This is a genomic window from Bacillus sp. C28GYM-DRY-1, assembly GCF_030519405.1.
GTDB lineage: Bacteria > Bacillota > Bacilli > Bacillales > Bacillaceae > Bacillus > Bacillus spizizenii_A.
Map to the genome: position 1 here is coordinate 60,511 of NZ_JAUMKF010000013.1, position 16,295 is coordinate 76,805.

A 16,295-nucleotide genomic window follows, 5' to 3' on the forward strand; every position below is an offset into this window, starting at 1 on the left:
ACCCCAAATTTATGTCTTTTTCATGATCTGGATTTTCTTAACAAAACCAGTATCTAAGGATTACAATGACTATAAACTGGAATTGGCCTTTTATAAACAGCCAGTTTTCATAAAAAAATACATACCAGTTAGGAGAACAACGTGCAAATGGATATCACGCCTTTTTTGAATAGAAATCTGGATATTCCGCTTTATCAGCAGCTTTACCGCTATTTCAAAGAAAACATGCATCAGGGGCGTATTCAAAAAGGAATGAAGCTCCCTTCAAAAAGACTCCTGGCGAGTCAGCTTTCCATCAGTCAAACGACTGTAGAACGTGCCTATGAACAGCTTGCTGCTGAGAGCTATATCGTGAGTAAGCCAAGAAGCGGTTGGTTTGCTGATTATCATGATTCTGATTTTGCCTATCGTAAAATACCAAGCGCACCAAGTAAAGAAAAAGCACAAGAACTTACACAATGGATTGATTTTCATTATGGAAATGTAGATTCTTCTTACTTCCCTTTTTCCGCATGGAGAAGAAGCATGGTCAATAGTTTAGACCAATATGGCCACGAGCTTTATCGGCCGGGACATGTTTTAGGAGAGTTTGAGCTGAGAACGCTCATTACAGAGTACCTGTATCAATCACGCGGTGTTCATTGTGCCCCTGAACAAGTCATCATAGCTGCCGGGAACCCTATTCTCCTGCAAATCCTGTGCCAGGTTTTTGAGCCGAATATTTTGATAGGATATGAGGACCCAGGTTATCCAAGAGCACGCAGGATTTTTGAAGCCAATCGTATGAATATTCTTCCTATACCAGTCGATGATGAAGGAATCTGTATACAGAAGATTAAAGAACAGCAGCCACACCTTGTATATGTCACGCCTTCTCACCAATTTACGCTGGGAACCATTATGACGATTAACAGAAGAATTGAACTGCTCAAATGGGCGGCTGAAAATCAATCATTCATCATAGAGGACGATTATGACGGGGAATTTAGATACACAGGACAGCCGGTCCCATCCTTGCAAGGGCTTGACCAGCATCATCGTGTCATTTATATGGGCACTTTTTCTAAGTCTCTTCTTCCCTCGCTGCGTATCAGCTATATGGTTCTTCCTTCGCCTCTTATAAAAAAAGGCCATGAGATCACGTCCTTATATAAGCAAACGGTGTCCTGCCACAGTCAGCTCACGCTAGCCGACTTTATAAAAAATGGAGAGTGGCAAAAACACATCAACAGGATGAGAAAGCTTTACCGTAAAAAAAGAGCCATCTTACTAGACACGGTGCAAAAAGAATTGGGGGAGCATGTCAGAATTCGCGGAGAAAACTCTGGACTTCGCATCTTACTTGACGTTTATTTGCCATTTAGTGAAAAAGAGTTAATTGAGAAGGCAAAGGAATATGGAGTGAAAATTTATCCTGTATCTCTTTCCTACAAAGACCATCCTCCTACAAAAACGGTCTCACTTGGATTTGCGGGGGTTTCTGAATTCAACATACGAGAAGGCATCAAAAAACTGAGAGTTGCTTGGGAGATATAAGGAGCTTTCAGCTACTTTATTCAGGAGGAACGTTAATGGCCCTCTTTTTATGTATTGATTAGAAATCTTTTCACATCGAATTATTTTGTTACAATAACTATAAAAATAAAATAATACTGCTTCAAGTAGCGTAGAATTTAATGAACACGGTTCTCGCGGAACTGAGATTGGCTGGCATGCGTGGGGTTTAAAAGCTTATACTACAGTTGGTAGCAACCGTGGTATGCTTTTGATGTAAAAATAAAAAAGGGCAACAAATGAATGTTACCCTTTAGGAAAACGGAATCACGTAAGAAAAGATTAACGGGGGTTAATAACCACCTGTGTTTCAGCAGATGTGCTGCCCAACTCTAGCCCTTTTGTAACAGCAGCTGTAATAGTATATGAGCCTGCCCGCGGAAGTGTCTTGCGAACCATGACTAGTTTGAATTCAGTAGCTGATAACAGGTCAAGCGTAAGTGGAAGTATAATTTTTTTCCCGTTATTTAATATTTGAGTTTCTTTAAGTGTTCTTCCGTTAATGGAATCTCTTGTATTCGCATGGAAGCCCTCAGGAAGAATAAATTCTACAGTACCAAGTGAGAGAAGAGCATTTGGTTTATATGTCACTTCAATATCCGAAGTTGTCCATTCGGTGCTGCTGTCAATCGTTTTTGCTTCGATAGATGCGTGCAAATTCGTTTGATAATCTGTGTTAGATGAAGCCTCTACATGTCCTCCTGTTTCTAATGACACTTGCGCATTGGCTTGTCCAGGGAACAAGACTGAAACTAGGACTGCTGAACTGATGAATAAAGAAGAAATTAATGAAGTTCTTTTTAACATGACATTTTTCCCCCTCAAGATCACTGTTGAAATTAGTCAGAGCGTCCTCTGCAGAAAAAGAGTAGTTTGTCATAATTCGCGAATTACCTTATCTTTTTCTTAAAATTAATCTAGCATTATTTTCTATGAAAGTAAATTATTTTTTTGGAATTTTATAATTTTTATTTCTCTGGTAATGCGTATGAAATTCGAAAGGTGCAAAATACCTGTTTTTGAAGAAGAAATACCTCTTTAGAAAGCATAAAATAAGTTAATGGTCTTGTTTGTTGGTTGGGTATAAAGATTCAGTGCGAGGTGATATCTGATATCAATTAGAGTGTCTTTTAGTGAAATTTTACTTTGTGTAGGGAAAATATAGCAAATAAATTAACTTAGCTGAATATTTTCTACTGTATTATTACGGAAATTAAATAAAAACACAGATAATAAAATTAGAAAGAATGGGGCATTTGAAGGGTCAATATTGACTGCCCTTCATAATTAGGATTCGGATAAACCATAATATACAATATTGTAAGCATGCTGATGCATATCAGAAAGATATCAGAGAAATTCCACAATTAGTGAAAAGGTATCCGTGTTGAATCCTTCAGATAAAAATTAAATGTATGGTATATTTAAAATAAGAATATATTTGAAATGAGGTATCGCATGAAGACAACAAAAAAACAAAAGCAATTCAAAATAAAAATGATATTCCAAATCATTATGGTTATCATCGGTGGGATTATAGCGGCATATGGATTAGAAACAGTCTTAATTCCAAACAGTGTCTCTGATGGAGGGGTGACAGGTCTAAGCATTGTTGGATCACAACTATTTAATCTACCGCTGGGAATTTTAATTGCTGTTATTAACATTCCATTTGTCTGGTTAGGGTATAAACAAATTGGCAAAGGCTTTGCACTATTATCTATTATTGGAATCATATCACTCGCCGCGGGGACAAGTGTTTTCCACCACACAGCAGCTATCATTGAGGGAGATACCTTGTTAATTACCGTTGTCGGCGGGATTATCCTAGGATTCGGAATGGGGTTGGCGCTGCGAAATGGCGGCGCGTTAGATGGAATTGATATGCTGGCTGTGCTGTTATCCCGAAAACTGCCATTCGGAACAAGCGATCTCATTCTGTTCTTAAATCTTTTTGTGTTTATTTTTGTTTCCATAGTATTTGGCTTACAAGGGGCATTACTTTCGGTCATCGCTTACTACATTGCATCAAAAGTCATTCATGTCGTTGAGGAAGGCTTAAGCGGCTCTAAAATGTTCCAAATTATTACAACTCAGCCTGAATTGATGGTAGAGACCATACGTGATCAATTAGGCCGAAGCGCCACATACAAAGAAGCTTACGGGGGATTTTCCCACGAGAAATTTAAAGAAATCACATGTGTCATTAACCGCTTAGAAGAAACCAAACTAAAGGAAATTATTAATGATATTGATAAAACAGCGTTTGTTACCGTTTATGACGTAGCTGAAGTGAAGGGCAGCAATTTTAGAAGAGTCAATCATCATTAAAAAAATAATCTTTTTAACGATAGCTCTCGGAAGATTAGACATGACACCAGTCATGTTCTCTACGGATAATCCTTATTTTCAATAAGTGAGTTGGCAAAAAGCATATGCCAAAATAGTAGGCATTGCATTTCCGCCTTCCTATGCTGAATATTGCACTAATGGAATTAGTGATCAAGGCAATAGTGAAAATCCTGTTCTTATCGGACAGGATTTTTTTCATTTTGTAAACTGCCTGGTTTATATAATAGAGGAATAAATGAATGCGGCTATATGCCGTAATGGCTAAGGGATATACAAAGTGAAGATTTCATCTTTAATTCGACATAAACAATTGTTTATATAAATAAAAACTTATATAATGGCAGAGTAATCTAAGGAATTGAATTGCTGATCTTTATGATTTCAATATATTGATTTGAAGGAGGGGGTCATTTGATTAATGGTTCAAAAATAGGCGTTGCAGCGATGACCCGTTGTTTAAAAACACTTAGTGATCCAACAAGGCTTGTGATGATGAAATTATTTCTTGAAAAAGAGTATTGTGTCTGTCAATTGGTTGATATGTTTGAAATGAGTCAGCCTGCCATAAGCCAGCATTTGCGAAAATTAAAGAATGCGGGATTTCTAAATGAGGATAGAAGAGGGCAATGGCGGTATTATTCAATAAATAGTTCATGTCCTGAGTTTGCTACATTGCAATTTCTTTTACTTCAAATCGATCAGGATGACGAATTGTTAAAGCGCATCAAACAGAAGGAAACACAATCGTCTTGCCAGTAAGGAGGTATTAGATTGACTTCAGTCATTTTGGCGGTATTGATATTTTTAGTAACTTTGGTCTTGGTCATATGGCAGCCGAGAAATTTGTCTATAGGGTGGTCAGCTTGTGGAGGCGCTGTTTTAGCTCTAATAGCCGGAGTTGTCAATTTTCATGATGTCTTAACTGTGACAGGCATTGTTTGGAATGCGACATTGGCATTTGTGGCCATCATTATTATATCGTTAATCCTCGATAATATCGGTTTCTTTGAATGGGCAGCGCTTCATATGGCGAAGGCTGCAAAAGGAAACGGTGTGCGGATGTTCGTTTATGTATCTATATTAGGAGCTATCGTCGCCGCATTTTTTGCAAATGACGGTGCAGCACTTATATTGACACCGATTGTATTAGCGATGGTCAGAGCATTACATTTCAATGAAAAATTAGTTTTTCCTTTTATCATTGCCAGCGGGTTTATTGCAGATACGACTTCGCTTCCATTAGTCGTGAGCAATTTGGTCAACATCGTTTCAGCAGATTATTTTCATATTACGTTTATTGATTATGCATCCAGAATGATTGTCCCGAACTTGTTCTCGTTACTGGCGAGTATCATTGTACTTTACCTTTTCTTTAGAAAAAGCATACCAAAACGTTATGATTTGACAGAGGTTAAAAAACCTGTTGAAGCCATAAAAGATCAAAACATGTTCAAACTATCATGGTATATCTTAGGCCTGCTGTTAGTTGGATACTTTGCAAGTGAATTTTTCTCTATTCCTGTATCAGTTGTAGCGGGTATCATTGCCATCTTTTTCTTAATTGCAGCACAAAAGAGCCCAGCCGTTCAGACAAAGAAAGTATTGAAAGGAGCACCATGGGCTATCGTGTTCTTTTCCATTGGCATGTACGTTGTCGTGTATGGTGTCCGCAATGCTGGATTGACAGATGTTCTTTCAGATGTGATTCAAGCCGTCGCTGACCAAGGGGTGTTCGCAGGTACAATTGGAATGGGCTTTATCGCGGCGATTCTTTCGTCCATTATGAATAATATGCCAACTGTCATGATTGATGCACTGGCTATTGCAGGCACAGATACACATGGGGTGATGAGAGAAGCGCTCATATATGCAAATGTCATCGGTTCAGATTTAGGACCTAAAATCACGCCAATTGGTTCCTTGGCGACACTATTATGGCTCCATGTCCTTTCACAAAAAGGTGTGAAGATTTCCTGGGGCACGTACTTTAAAACAGGAATCATTCTGACAATCCCAACATTATTGATTACACTTGTCGGCTTGTATCTATGGCTGATGATTATCCATTCTTGTTTCTAAAAGGAGAAGATAAATATGTCAAAGAAAACAATCTATTTTTTATGCACTGGAAATTCTTGCCGCAGTCAAATGGCTGAAGGGTGGGGAAAAGAATACCTTGGTGACAAGTGGAACGTGTACAGCGCAGGAATCGAGGCTCATGGATTAAACCCTAATGCTGTCAAAGCAATGAAAGAAGCGGGTATTGATATTTCCAATCAAACTTCAGATATCATTGATCCGGACATTTTAAACAATGCTGATTTAGTTGTTACTCTCTGTGGTGATGCAGCTGATAAATGCCCAATGACGCCGCCGCATGTAAAACGCGAGCATTGGGGATTTGATGATCCGGCAAAAGCACAAGGAACAGACGAAGAAAAATGGGCATTCTTCCAAAGAGTCCGTGATGAAATTGGAGAACGCTTAAAACAGTTTGCTGAAACAGGGGAATAAAAAATAGATATACTCAGCTTTTCCTTTGGTTTATATAAATGTGTTGTTTAACAGGTGTCTGCGGGCTAAGCGCAGGCACCTGTTTTTTGGGTTTAACTTGTCTGTGATCCATGAGCTGTCCGTTTAAAAGCGAAGTTATTTAGCTTGTGGTAGAGGGAATTTGATGTTGGTAACAGAACCTTGAAGGAGACGCTGTTTGAAGGGAGTTGTCAGTTTGCAGGAGTTAACAAAAGAAAAATATAACGGCTTAAAAACATTGATTGATGAAACATGTTGCCCGACATTTTGTCTATTCAATATTAGAACAAACCATTCCGGGAGTCGTTTATGTCGATGACCAAACATTCCCTAGATCGTTTTTTATAGGGACTGAATCAGGAATTTATTTTATTGCAGGAGACCAAGGGAATCGAGCTTTTAATAATTTCATTGCAGGATATTATGAAGAACAAGCGAAATCAACAAGACGGTTTACCCTGTTTTCTTCTAACGATATATGGGATAGGGTCATGAAAACAATAATGAGAAAGAAGGAGTAAGATTCGTTACAATCTTACTCCTTCTCATTATCTTGAAGTTGCTTGATTCCCCATTGCAATAGAGATGCGATTCCAACTGTTTATCTGATTGATGATGAGAACTAGGTCAACATATTGTTTTTCATCATAATGTTCCCGCACTCGATGATATAGCTCATCAGGAACCCTTTTAGATGGAATGAGCGTGATGTGTTCAGATAGTTCGAGCGCTGCTTTCTCTTCAGGTGAATAAAAATCACATTCATTCCAAGCAGGTAAGCAGTAAATTCGCTGTTCCGTTTCCCCCATTTTGCGGGCATCAGAAGTATGCATATCTAAGCAGAACGCACAGCCGTTTATTTGAGAAACTCTGATTTTAATTAGCTCTCTCGTCGTTCGGTTAATTGAAGATTGTTTCGTGTATTTCTCCATATCCATCATCATCTTCATACCTTCAGGTGCAACATCATAGTAGGATACTCTTTGACTCATAAGGCAAGACTCCTTTCCTTAAGATACATAAATTGTATCCCGGCATTGATCATTTTACCAATGTACAGTTCGTATGGCGTCTATTTCACGATCTTTTGGCAAGAAGCTGCTTAGAAAAAAAGTAAGGATAGCCAACAATGATGAGAGGAGCTGCTAATGCAAGGAGTATCCATGAATCTGAGTGACTGTCTCTAATGACCCCAATGAATATACAAGTACCAATTAGAAAATATAAAAAAACACCTAAAAACCAATACATATTCATTCCTCTTTTTCTTTACACGTTCTCTTTGATTGAGCATTTTTGTTTCTATGCTCGTCTGTTTTTTCGTTCACATTGCTTAATCGATCAAGGCACTGATTTCTTAATACTTTCTCAGTTCGAATTCCTTTTCTTTTTAATGATAAAATGGTGAGATCAATCGATTTCAATGATGATCATTCCTTCAATGAATAGTGAGTTCCTCATTATTTTAAATGTAAAGTTGAAAAGATAAAACGTACATAAAGGCAGAATGCTTATGTACCTTTGGGCAATGCGAACATCTAATGGTTCACAGCACCTTGGTATTGTTGTGTTCCTTCTCTTCCTATAAAATGATTGGATAAATGTATGTTGCACGTTCAATGAAATGGGTTCGATTTTCATTAGTCTTTGTTCGGTTAAATTGGTAAAGGAAGTGGATGAGGTTTGCAGATAATGAATCCTATCAAAGAAAAATACTACCCGCATGATAGGCGGGCATTAAATATGCTTGCACTCAGAGTGCCGGGCCTGGCTTTTATTCTCATGATCTATATAGCCTCTATCGTGCTGCAATTTCTTAATGAGGGCTGGTCTATTTTATTGCTTCATGTGTTTACAATATTGACCGCCATTTTTGCTTTGCTGCATTGGCACTCATACCGCTGGGTTAAGAAAAGGGTGATTCTGTATTTCGTCGTACAAGGTTTTATCACTTTTACACTTGCTAATCTCATGACTGGCTTTTTAGTGCTGATCCTCATTGGCCTTTATGCATTTTTGATTGGACAGATTATAGGAATGGCAGACAGAAGAAAGACGTTCCTCATTCTTTATTTATTGCTTCTGCTGTCAATCAATGTACCAAATCAGATTCACAAAGGTGAATACTTGCATTTTCTTGTCATTGCCGTACCTATTATGATCGTGATTATTACTTATGCTGCTACATTTTTTTCCCAAGTTGATGAAAAGATAAAAGCGCAGCTGACTCTTGAAAGACTGGAGCTGGCTCATCAGCAGGTAGAACAGCTGACGCTGCAAAACGAGAGACAGCGTATGGCCCGGGACTTACACGATACGCTTGCTCAAGGGCTGGTCAGTTTAAATATGCAGCTGGATGCGATTCATGTTCATCTCGCCAATGGCAACATAGAGAGAGCAAAAGAAATCATTCAACAATCAATGAAAAGAGTGAGAGGTACATTAGCGGACGCGCGTTCAGCGATTGACGATCTACGCAGCAAATCAGAAGAAATCGGTTTTTTAAAAGAAAGAATTACTTCACTATTGGATCATTTTCAAGAGTCGACAGGCATGGGTGTGTTTTTAGACTACAGATTACATCAGGTGTTAGACGTTCGTACAGCTGAAAACTGTTATTACATCATTGGGGAGTGCATAACGAATGCAGCAAAGCATGCTGAAGCAGATACGATCTCGGTATCCATTTGGGATGATGATAAGAGAAGGCTCCATTTAACTGTGAAGGACAATGGCAAAGGATTTGATGTAGAAAAGGGCAAGAAAAAGAGAGGACATTATGGGCTTCTCGGCATAGAAGAACGCGTCAGAGCAATGAAAGGCCAATTCAATATAAAGAGTGCAAAATCTAAAGGAACACAAATTGAGATCACTGTACCAATTCAGGGAGAGATGCAAGATGAATAAGGTTTTAATCGTTGATGACCACCTTGTGGTGAGGGAAGGTCTGAAGCTTTTAATTGAAACGAATGATCACTACACCATCATAGGAGAGGCGGAAAACGGCAAATCAGCAATCCGCCTTGCAGATGAATTAAAACCGGATGTTATTCTCATGGATTTGTATATGCCAGAGATGAGCGGGTTAGAAGCCATTAAACAAATCAAAGAAAAACACGACATCCCCATCATTATTTTGACTACGTATAATGAAGATCATCTCATGATCGAAGGAATTGAATTAGGGGCGAAAGGATATCTATTGAAGGATACGAGTTCAGAAACCCTTTTTCATACAATGGATGCAGCAATAAGAGGAAACGTGCTGTTGCAGCCTGATATCTTAAAACGTCTGCAAGAAATCCAACTGGAGCGGATGAAAAAGCAGAGCAGTGATACGCAGCTGACAGAAAAGGAAGTCATTGTTTTAAAAGCAATTGCTAAAGGCCTCAAAAGCAAAGCGATTGCCTTTGACTTGGGTGTCTCAGAGAGAACTGTAAAGTCCAGGTTAACGTCCATTTACAATAAATTAGGCGCGAATTCAAGAACGGAAGCCGTGACGATTGCCATGCAAAGAGGCATTCTGACATTAGACACATAACATCAAATTTGAAATTTGCCCAAACGTACATGCCCGAATGTACGTTTTTTTTATTTCATTGTCCGCTACAATGAGAAAGATTATGATCAAGCAATGTGTTGAAAGGAGATTATTATGTCAAAAATGTTATATAAATTAGGAGGATGGGTTGCTTGCCATCGCATAAAAGTAATATGCGCGTGGATCGTTGTGTTAGTTGCTTCGATAGGTCTTGCAATTACGTTAAAACCAAGTTTTTCTGAGGATATGTCCATACCTGACACACCTTCGGAAAAAGCGATGGATGTCATTCAAAAAGAATTTCCTCACGGCCCTGATAAAGGGAGCATACGGGTGATCTTCGGAGCTGAAGATGGAGAGAAACTTACAGCAGAGCCAGCCAAAAAAGCAATCGAAAATACGCTCAAGGAAATCAATAAAGATGATTCCGTAGACTCAATTGCAAGTCCTTTTGTGACAGGAACAATCGCGAAAGGCGGCACAGTTGCCTATGCTGACATCAAGTTTACATCTTCAGCAGATGATATAAAAGATTACTCTATCGAACATGTAAAAAACAGTTTGAAAATAGCTGATGCTGAGGGCTTGCAGACGGAGCTAAGCGGAGATATACCAGGAGCCGAGATGGAGATAGGCGGCGTATCTGAAATTGTCGGCATTATCTTGGCCTTTGTCGTTTTAGCCATTACATTCGGCTCCTTATTAATAGCAGGTTTGCCGATTTTAACTGCGCTAATTGGTTTAGGTGTAAGTATTGGACTGGTGTTGATTGGGACACAAGTATTCGATATTGCTTCCGTCAGTCTATCATTAGCTGGAATGATTGGCCTTGCTGTTGGGATAGATTATGCTTTATTTATTTTTACGAAGCACCGCCAGTTTTTAGGCGAAGGCGCACAAAAAAATGAATCAATTGCGAGAGCGACAGGAACAGCTGGGAGTGCAGTTGTTTTTGCCGGACTTACTGTGATCGTTGCACTTTGCGGATTGACTGTCGTTAACATTCCTTTTATGTCTGCAATGGGGCTGACAGCAGGGCTTACCGTACTGATGGCTGTTCTCGCTTCAATCACGCTTGTGCCTGCCGTCTTGTCGGCAGCGGGAAAAAGGATGGTTCCGAAATCAAACAAGAAAAAAGAAAAACAAAAAGCTGAAACAAATGTCTGGGGACGCTTTGTCACAAAAAATCCTATCATGTTAAGTGTATGCAGCATTCTCATTTTGCTTATTATTAGTATCCCATCTATGCATTTGGAGCTGGGCTTGCCTGATGCAGGGATGAAAGCGAAGGATAATCCAGATCGCCGGGCTTATGACATGCTTGCCGACGGTTTTGGCGAAGGATTTAATGGCCAATTAACAATCGTAGCGGATGCCACAAGTGTGACAGAAAATAAGGCGGAAGCCTTCGCAGATGCAGTGAAAGAAATAAAGGAACTGGACCATGTATCAAGTGTCACTCCTGCAAGGCCTAATAAAGAAGGGAGCTTTGCCATCATTACGGTAGTTCCAACAACAGGCCCAAATGATGTGGCAACGAAGGACCTGGTAAAGGATGTACGCAGCTTATCAGATAAAAACGGGGTAGATTTGCTCGTTACTGGATCGACTGCAGTGAATATTGATATTTCAGACCGCCTTAATGACGCGATACCGGTGTTTGCTGTGCTCATTGTTGGGTTTGCGTTTGTATTGCTGACAATCGTATTCCGTTCGTTGCTTGTGCCTCTTGTTGCTGTTGCAGGATTCATATTGACGATGACAGCCACACTTGGAACCTGTGTATTTGTTTTACAAGACGGTAATCTCATCGACTTTTTCAAAATACCTGAAAAAGGGCCGATACTCGCGTTCTTGCCAATTTTATCTATTGGGATACTGTTTGGATTAGCCATGGATTATCAAGTATTCCTTGTAAGCAGAATGCGTGAAGAATATGTGAAAACAAAAAATTCAGTCCAAGCGATTCAAGCTGGTTTAAAACACAGCGGTCCTGTTGTCACCGCAGCCGGCCTGATCATGATATTCGTTTTTGCAGGATTTATCTTTGCTGGTGAAGCGTCTATTAAAGCAAACGGATTGGCTCTATCCTTTGGTGTGCTCTTTGATGCATTTATTGTACGAATGACACTGATTCCAAGTGTCATGAAGCTGATGGGGAATGCAGCCTGGTATTTGCCGAAATGGCTAGACAAGATTATTCCGAATGTGGACATAGAAGGGCATCAACTCACGAAGGAAATACAGCCAGAAATAGATCATGAACAAAAGAAGAAACAAATCATGTAATAGAAAAAGCAGATCTTTTATGATCTGCTTTTTTGCTTAACGTTTATTCCCTGATATGATGTAGGCGATTTTATAGCCTTTCAATATGGTAGTATTTAGGGTGTGAAGCCGGCAGTTAAAAGGAGAAGACGTTATGGCACAATCGCTCATTTGCGATATGGTTGAAACTTTGTATCAAACTGAAAAATTAGAATGGTCACTAGAGATGCTTTCGATTATGTAAGGACACTTGGCAAATGGGATATGGCCCTCCCTATCGAGAAATACATGAGGTGTTCCTTTTATTTGAAAGGTTAGTAGCTAATATCAATCAGGGGAAAGGCGTATTATATTCTCATGTTAAAGGATGTTCGGTTATTTTAAAAACAATTATTCAATTTTATAGCGAGTATTGGCTTAATAGAATATCATAAAGCAATTGTGAGTTTACAGGGAGGAACTGAAACATTTAGTATTCAACAAATACATACACTGAATAAAAGTGATTTCTTTAATACTATTCTGCAAAAATACGTCATTCAACATGCAGTTGTCGGAGACCGTCTATCTGACATAAATGCGGCTAGGCTAAAACATTATGAATGCCAAAAAAACATACCAATGGTTTGGTATGTTTTTGGGTTACAGCATTCATTTTAATATCTTTTAACACATAGCGATCCAAACTAGCCTAGATAATGTTATTCTTAAATATCTAATGATTCTGTTGAAGAAAGCGTAACACTCGTAAATGGGTCTCTATTTATTATACACAGGATTATTGGGATCCTTACAGCGATCTTGTTTTTTGTATGGATTTTGTATGGTACATTAAATATGTTGCTCAAAGGTGTGAATCAAATTTGCGGAATGTGTTTCGAGGTGGATTATGTTATTTGAACTTAATAAAAATATGTAAGACTGAAACAAGCTTATGATTTTAGAATCAACGCCGTGCCAATGCAAATAGCACGCAATGTTTGCTGGTCATTTAAAAAAGTATTTACGGTAATCGGAGGATTTATCATGTCAAAGAAAGTTTCTTCTTCCTATATCATCATTATAGGATTAATGCTATTTGCATTGTTTTTTGGAGCAGGAAATCTCATTTTCCCGCCTATGCTTGGTCAAATGGCCGGAACAAATGTATGGATCGCAAACGCTGGCTTCTTAGTGACAGGAGTTGGCTTGCCGTTGCTGGCGATGACAGCATTTGTTTTTTCAGGTAAACATAATTTACAATCGCTAGCCAGCCGTGTGCATCCGGTGTTTGGAATTGTGTTTACGACGATTCTTTATCTGGCAATCGGGCCTTTTTTCGCAATCCCGAGATCTGGGAACGTATCGTTTGAAATTGGAGTGAAACCTTTTTTATCAGATGATGCAGACCCTGTTCCATTAATCATATTTACAATACTATTTTTTACAGTTGCATGTCTGTTATCGCTCAACCCTAACAAAATCATTGATGTAGTCGGGAAATTTTTAACGCCTATTAAATTGACATTTATCGGATTGCTTGTAGTGGTAGCTGTTGTCCATCCAATCGGAACCATTCAAGCACCATCAAAAGGGTATACATCACATGTGTTTTTTAAAGGCTTTCAGGAAGGATACCTGACTCTGGATGCCCTTGTAGCGTTTGTGTTTGGAATCATCATCGTGAATGCAATTAAAGAACAAGGTGCTGCCACCAAAAAACAGCTGGTATTGATATGTGCAAAAGCAACTGCGATTGCTGCGACACTTTTAGCCCTTATCTATACTGCCCTTTCATATATGGGGGCCTCCAGCGTTGAAAAGCTGGGGCTTTTAGAAAATGGAGCCGAGGTTTTGGCTAAGGTTTCATCCTTTTATTTTGGATCCTATGGTTCCATCTTTTTGGGCTTAATGATTACAGTAGCCTGTCTGACAACAAGTGTCGGACTGATTACAGCGTGCTCTTCCTTTTTTCATGAATTATTTCCAAACATTTCGTATAAAAAAATTGTTGTGATTTTAGCGGTGTTTAGTACGCTTGTCGCAAATATAGGGTTAACACAGCTCATTAAGGTATCGATGCCTGTCTTAATGATGATGTATCCAATCGCGATTTCCTTAATCTTTTTAACGTTTTTACATTCTGTATTTAAAGGGAAGGCTGAAGTGTATCAGGGCAGTTTACTGTTCACGTTTATCATAAGCCTATTTGATGGTTTGAATGAAGCTGGGGTGAAAATTGAAGTCGTGAATCGTGTTTTCACTCAGATTCTTCCTATGTACAGCATAGGGCTCGGATGGTTCATTCCAGCTATTATAGGGGGATTAGGCGGCTATATACTGAGTATGTTCCGAACAAAAAACTGTGATTAGCGCTGTGATAAAACGAATCAAGGATAAGCAGCGCCACTCATCTTCATAGATATTATTGATTTCCCTGGTCGGGGAACTAAAAATTGAACAATCACTCAGATCTGCAGGTGGAATAAAGCTTTTGTCCGCCTGCTTAATTGGGGGGAAGAAGATGGCTGATCAAAGAAAAGCTTTGTGTATGAGATTAGCACAAATAGACAAACATGAAATATCGATACTTCGTGAGTTCCAGTTGGAACGGGAGAAGATCTTTTCAAGCTTAAGAGCATTAGAAAGGTCTAGTAAAGAAAAGCAGCGCCCATCTCAAGTCGCGCTCGTTGAGCAAACAGCAAATGATGTAAAGACATATCATATAACATCAAAACCAATCCAACAGAAAAAAAGAAGGCAGGGCAGAGCTGAATCAAAAGCTTCTCGTGAAGCAGCGTTACACATATTAAAGCAGCAGGATAAGCCAATAAGCAGTATTGAGCTGAAAAGAAAGATTGAGAACGAAACCGGTGTGCACATCTCTAATATGACATCATTTATGAATACTTTAATGAGAATGCACCCAGAGGTGAAAAAACCTTACAGAGGACAATATAAAATGATTTGATTCTTGCACGGTATTCGGTTTCTGAATTCGAAAAACTGCATAATCTTGTCTAGTGCGAAATCGCATCATGAAACTTTTTTACAATCAAAGAACATTTTCATTTTGATACCAAGGGTTGTGAATACCTTGGTATTTTTTGTGCGCGTGTTGTAGAGTGAACGGCTGTCCGAAACCTGCCGCCTAGTCATTAGGATTGGTTCATGTGAAAAAATAGTGCCCCATTACAGAGGCTCTATTTTTGTGAATATCAAATACGGATCCACCACTCACCATCTGTTTCACTGATAAAGCATGACGGCATTAGTGAGTGTTAATTTATTGAAGCATGTGTTGAAGGCCGCCATTAAAAGCGCAATCCACATACATGAATCACGAAAATAACAACAGGCGGAATCAACATAGAGGGCAGCAGATTTAGCGTTTTAAACTTCTTAATTCCAAGAATGCTTAACCCTGAGCTGAGGATGAGTATGCCTCCAACAATTGTGATTTCATTTATGAGATCTGTATTGATTGCGCTCTCCATCACTTTAGCAAATAAATAGATCGAGCCCTGCCAGGCAAACAATACAATGGCAGCCGCTGCGATTCCAAAACCAAAAGTCGAAGCGAGCACAATGGAGGTAATCCCATCTAACATCCCGTTTGTCAGGAGATACGTATAGTTTTCATTCAGAGCCGCTTCAACAGGGCCCAGTATTGACAGCGAACCTATACAAAATAATAAGATCGCAGTTGATAAACCCTCCGCTAAATTGCTTTTAGAGAATTTATTCACCAGATTGTTGAATCGTAATTCCAGATTGATGCTCTGGCCAAGCAAACCTCCAAGGGCTAAACTTACAATAAAAAGAATGGGGTAGTTACTATCAGGCAAATGCTGTGTAATCGCGTTGATCCCCAGCGCAACTGCAGCGAAACCCATTGCCTGCATCAGGATATCCTGGTATTCATCTTTAATGCCTTTTTTGAATACCCCGCCAATTATACTTCCTGCAATGATCATCACTGTGTTAAAAATGGTCCCAAACATAAGCTTTCTCCTCCAATATTGATTACTGAATAAAAAATAAACCCTCAAGTTAGTAGAGAGTCAAG

The 16,295-nt window shown here is 39.1% G+C and carries 15 protein-coding genes and 1 pseudogene; 11 read left to right on the forward strand and 5 right to left on the reverse strand.

All coding sequences use genetic code 11. The annotated features are described in order from the left end of the window. The first annotated feature begins 147 nt into the window (after positions 1 to 147). Positions 148 to 1,536, forward strand: coding sequence for a MocR-like pyridoxine biosynthesis transcription factor PdxR (gene pdxR, locus Q3W56_RS13715; RefSeq protein WP_302895912.1), 1,389 nt, complete (start codon positions 148 to 150; stop codon positions 1,534 to 1,536). A gap of 300 nt (positions 1,537 to 1,836) precedes the next feature. Here the strand turns inward: pdxR and bslB are convergent, their stop codons facing one another. Further along, entirely contained in the window at positions 1,837 to 2,361 is a 525-nt protein-coding gene (gene bslB / locus Q3W56_RS13720) for a biofilm surface layer hydrophobin BslB (protein WP_302895872.1), read from the reverse strand. Between the two features lie 651 nt (positions 2,362 to 3,012). On the opposite strand from bslB, the gene Q3W56_RS13725 reads away from it, so the two are divergent. From Q3W56_RS13725 to Q3W56_RS13745, 5 genes and pseudogenes are all read left to right on the forward strand, one after another. Then, positions 3,013 to 3,885 (forward strand): YitT family protein, encoded by an 873-nt coding sequence (locus Q3W56_RS13725; RefSeq protein WP_302895873.1) that lies wholly within the window; start codon positions 3,013 to 3,015, stop codon positions 3,883 to 3,885. 465 nt (positions 3,886 to 4,350) lie between these two features. Next, entirely contained in the window at positions 4,351 to 4,665 is a 315-nt protein-coding gene (locus Q3W56_RS13730; protein WP_302895913.1) for a metal-responsive transcriptional regulator AseR, read from the forward strand. Between the two features lie 12 nt (positions 4,666 to 4,677). Then, complete coding sequence (locus tag Q3W56_RS13735) at positions 4,678 to 5,985, forward strand: arsenic transporter (protein ID WP_268399316.1); 1,308 nt, start codon at positions 4,678 to 4,680, stop codon at positions 5,983 to 5,985. Positions 5,986 to 6,000: 15 nt separating this feature from the next. Next, entirely contained in the window at positions 6,001 to 6,420 is a 420-nt protein-coding gene (gene arsC, locus Q3W56_RS13740) for an arsenate reductase (thioredoxin) (protein ID WP_302895875.1), read from the forward strand. Between the two features lie 214 nt (positions 6,421 to 6,634). Then, positions 6,635 to 6,947, forward strand: a pseudogene (locus Q3W56_RS13745) (GNAT family N-acetyltransferase); the annotation flags it as partial. Positions 6,948 to 6,986: 39 nt separating this feature from the next. On the opposite strand, the gene Q3W56_RS13750 reads toward Q3W56_RS13745, so the two are convergent. From Q3W56_RS13750 to Q3W56_RS13760, 3 genes are all read right to left on the reverse strand, one after another. After that, positions 6,987 to 7,430, reverse strand: a complete 444-nt coding sequence (locus tag Q3W56_RS13750) for a carboxymuconolactone decarboxylase family protein (RefSeq protein WP_302895876.1) — start codon at positions 7,428 to 7,430, stop codon at positions 6,987 to 6,989. Positions 7,431 to 7,515: 85 nt separating this feature from the next. After that, entirely contained in the window at positions 7,516 to 7,695 is a 180-nt protein-coding gene (locus tag Q3W56_RS13755) for a hypothetical protein (protein ID WP_302895877.1), read from the reverse strand. Further along, positions 7,692 to 7,862, reverse strand: a complete 171-nt coding sequence (locus Q3W56_RS13760) for a hypothetical protein (RefSeq protein WP_302895878.1) — start codon at positions 7,860 to 7,862, stop codon at positions 7,692 to 7,694. The genes Q3W56_RS13755 and Q3W56_RS13760 overlap by 4 nt, the downstream gene beginning before the upstream one ends. Before the next feature lie 259 nt (positions 7,863 to 8,121). Between Q3W56_RS13760 and ydfH the strand changes: the two genes are divergently transcribed. The 5 genes from ydfH to Q3W56_RS13785 all read left to right on the forward strand — a co-directional run bounded on the left by ydfH (position 8,122) and on the right by Q3W56_RS13785 (position 15,197). Continuing rightward, positions 8,122 to 9,345 (forward strand): two-component system sensor histidine kinase YdfH, encoded by a 1,224-nt coding sequence (gene ydfH / locus Q3W56_RS13765; RefSeq protein ID WP_302895879.1) that lies wholly within the window; start codon positions 8,122 to 8,124, stop codon positions 9,343 to 9,345. Next, the gene (gene ydfI / locus Q3W56_RS13770; RefSeq protein ID WP_302895880.1) at positions 9,338 to 9,979 is read left to right on the forward strand and encodes a two-component system response regulator YdfI; all 642 of its coding nucleotides are present in this window, start codon (positions 9,338 to 9,340) and stop codon (positions 9,977 to 9,979) included. The genes ydfH and ydfI overlap by 8 nt, the downstream gene beginning before the upstream one ends. 114 nt (positions 9,980 to 10,093) lie before the next feature. Further along, a complete protein-coding gene (locus tag Q3W56_RS13775; RefSeq protein ID WP_302895881.1) occupies positions 10,094 to 12,268 on the forward strand; it encodes an MMPL family transporter in 2,175 nt (724 codons plus the stop codon). Positions 12,269 to 13,273: 1,005 nt separating this feature from the next. Beyond that, entirely contained in the window at positions 13,274 to 14,599 is a 1,326-nt protein-coding gene (gene brnQ / locus Q3W56_RS13780; protein WP_302895882.1) for a branched-chain amino acid transport system II carrier protein, read from the forward strand. Positions 14,600 to 14,750: 151 nt separating this feature from the next. Next, positions 14,751 to 15,197, forward strand: coding sequence for a Rok-like winged helix domain-containing protein (locus Q3W56_RS13785; RefSeq protein WP_302895883.1), 447 nt, complete (start codon positions 14,751 to 14,753; stop codon positions 15,195 to 15,197). A 343-nt stretch (positions 15,198 to 15,540) separates the two neighbouring features. Here Q3W56_RS13785 and Q3W56_RS13790 read toward each other — a convergent pair whose 3' ends face one another. Then, positions 15,541 to 16,230, reverse strand: a complete 690-nt coding sequence (locus tag Q3W56_RS13790) for a DUF554 domain-containing protein (protein WP_302895884.1) — start codon at positions 16,228 to 16,230, stop codon at positions 15,541 to 15,543. Positions 16,231 to 16,295 lie beyond the last annotated feature (65 nt).

Coding starts and splice junctions, on each gene's coding strand:
- pdxR (WP_302895912.1), top strand. CDS start 148: ATGGATATCACGCCTTTTTTGAATAGAAATCTGGATATTCCGCTTTAT.
- bslB (WP_302895872.1), bottom strand. CDS start 2,361: ATGTTAAAAAGAACTTCATTAATTTCTTCTTTATTCATCAGTTCAGCA.
- Q3W56_RS13725 (WP_302895873.1), top strand. CDS start 3,013: ATGAAGACAACAAAAAAACAAAAGCAATTCAAAATAAAAATGATATTC.
- Q3W56_RS13730 (WP_302895913.1), top strand. CDS start 4,351: ATGACCCGTTGTTTAAAAACACTTAGTGATCCAACAAGGCTTGTGATG.
- arsC (WP_302895875.1), top strand. CDS start 6,001: ATGTCAAAGAAAACAATCTATTTTTTATGCACTGGAAATTCTTGCCGC.
- Q3W56_RS13750 (WP_302895876.1), bottom strand. CDS start 7,430: ATGAGTCAAAGAGTATCCTACTATGATGTTGCACCTGAAGGTATGAAG.
- Q3W56_RS13755 (WP_302895877.1), bottom strand. CDS start 7,695: ATGAATATGTATTGGTTTTTAGGTGTTTTTTTATATTTTCTAATTGGT.
- ydfI (WP_302895880.1), top strand. CDS start 9,338: ATGAATAAGGTTTTAATCGTTGATGACCACCTTGTGGTGAGGGAAGGT.
- Q3W56_RS13775 (WP_302895881.1), top strand. CDS start 10,094: ATGTCAAAAATGTTATATAAATTAGGAGGATGGGTTGCTTGCCATCGC.
- brnQ (WP_302895882.1), top strand. CDS start 13,274: ATGTCAAAGAAAGTTTCTTCTTCCTATATCATCATTATAGGATTAATG.
- Q3W56_RS13785 (WP_302895883.1), top strand. CDS start 14,751: ATGGCTGATCAAAGAAAAGCTTTGTGTATGAGATTAGCACAAATAGAC.
- Q3W56_RS13790 (WP_302895884.1), bottom strand. CDS start 16,230: ATGTTTGGGACCATTTTTAACACAGTGATGATCATTGCAGGAAGTATA.